The sequence below is a fragment of the Streptomyces sp. GbtcB7 genome, from assembly GCF_019091445.1.
GTDB classification, from domain to species: domain Bacteria; phylum Actinomycetota; class Actinomycetes; order Streptomycetales; family Streptomycetaceae; genus Streptomyces; species Streptomyces mirabilis.
Genome location: NZ_JAGXJM010000120.1, coordinates 1 through 1,154, shown reverse-complemented (window position 1 = coordinate 1,154; position 1,154 = coordinate 1). Strand labels below are relative to the sequence as shown.

Annotated in this window: 1 protein-coding gene; it reads right to left on the bottom strand. The window is 68.7% G+C overall.

The features are described from left to right. Window positions 1-96 precede the first annotated feature (96 nt). Window positions 97-1,154 (bottom strand): transaldolase (gene tal / locus KVT44_RS55470; protein ID WP_217576839.1); only part of this gene is annotated, 1,058 nt, incomplete at its 5' end.

The window sequence follows — 1,154 nt, the reverse complement described above, 5'->3', positions numbered from 1 at the left end:
CCCGTGACGCCGAAGATGACCAGGCCCGACGGCCCCGCGATACGCGGGAGCCGTCGGTCTGCGGGGTCACGCAGCGGGTTGCTGCTTGACAAGGTTTCAGCCCTCCGAAGGGGCGAGGCGCTTGAGCTCTGCCTCTGTGGACTTGAGCAGGTCGTTCCAGGACGCCGCGAACTTCTCGACGCCCTCGTCCTCCAGGAGCTGGACCACGTCGTCGTACGCGATCCCGAGCTTCTCGACCGCGTCGAGCTCGGCGCGGGACTGCTCGTACGTACCGGCGATGGTGTTGCCGGTGATGTCGCCGTGGTCCTCGGTGGCCTGCAGGGTGGCCTGCGGCATGGTGTTCACCGTGTTCGGCGCCACCAGATCGTCGACGTACAGGGTGTCCTTGTACGCCGGGTCCTTGACGCCGGTCGACGCCCACAGCGGGCGCTGCTTGTTGGCCTGCGCCTTGTCGAGGGCGGCCCAGCGGTCGGAGGAGAAGACCTCCTCGTACGCCTGGTAGGCGAGCCGGGCGTTGGCGAGAGCCGCCTTGCCGCGGGCGGCCTTGGCCTCGGGGGTGCCCAGGGCGTCGAGCCGCTTGTCGATCTCGGTGTCCACGCGGGACACGAAGAAGGACGCCACCGAGTGGATCTTGGAGAGGTCCAGACCCGCGGCCTTCGCCTTCTCCAGACCCGCCAGGTAGGCGTCCATGACCTCGCGGTAGCGCTCCAGCGAGAAGATCAGCGTGACGTTGACGCTGATGCCCCTGCCGATGACCTCGGTGATCGCGGGCAGGCCCGCCTTGGTCGCCGGGATCTTGATGAGCGTGTTCGGGCGGTCCACCAGCCAGGCCAGCTGCTTGGCCTCGGCGATGGTCGCGGCGGTGTTGTGGGCCAGCCGCGGGTCGACCTCGATGGAGACCCGGCCGTCCTGGCCCTGCGTCGCGTCGAAGACCGGGCGCAGGATGTCGGCGGCGTCACGGACGTCCGCCGTCGTGATCATGCGGATGGCCTCGTCGACGGTGACCTTGCGGGCGGCGAGATCGGCGAGCTGCTGCTCGTAGCCGTCGCCGCTGCTGATCGCCTTCTGGAAGATCGACGGGTTGGTGGTGACGCCCACGACGTGCTGCTGGTCGATCAGTTCGGCGAGATTGCCGGACGTGATCCGCTTGCGCG